The organism is Bradyrhizobium sp. NBAIM08, assembly GCF_020193935.1.
GTDB lineage: Bacteria > Pseudomonadota > Alphaproteobacteria > Rhizobiales > Xanthobacteraceae > Bradyrhizobium > Bradyrhizobium yuanmingense.
On sequence record NZ_JADYVR010000344.1, the window covers coordinates 1 to 448 of the forward strand.

General features: G+C 55.8%; 1 protein-coding gene. It reads right to left on the minus strand.

Annotation, left to right across the window (positions count from 1 at the left end; genetic code table 11):
• Positions 1-103 precede the first annotated feature (103 nt).
• A partial coding sequence (locus tag I6F37_RS39825) for a hypothetical protein (protein WP_225154352.1) occupies positions 104-448 on the minus strand: 345 nt, incomplete at its 5' end.

Consider the following 448-nt stretch of genomic DNA (forward strand, 5'->3'; position numbering starts at 1 on the left):
AGTTCCAACGTGCGCACATAGGAGGCTTCGATGACGACGGCGGCCTGCACCTGTTTTTGAAGCTTGGTCAGATTGCTGACGATCTGGAAGAAAACAATGCCGGTCACCAGCAATTCCGGCAGGTCGAATCAAAAAGCACATAAGACGCGTAGATGAGCGCGCCCGTCATAATGTTGACCAGGGCATCACTCCCCTGCAAGACACCTTGCTTTGCAAGCTGGATGGTTATCAGGGTGCGCTTGATGCGTTTAAGGAGGCCTGAAAGGCCCTGCACGAGCGACCCATAGCGGTCCATGGATTTCAGGGCCTTGATGTTGTTCAGCATGTCCACCATGTCCACCGTCAGGTTGGAGACACGGTCACGCTGCTTGTAGCCCGCCTGCCTTGAAATCCGGACGAGCGTGTTCATCGCGAGAGCCAGGACAAGCCCGGCCATGCCACCCAAAAG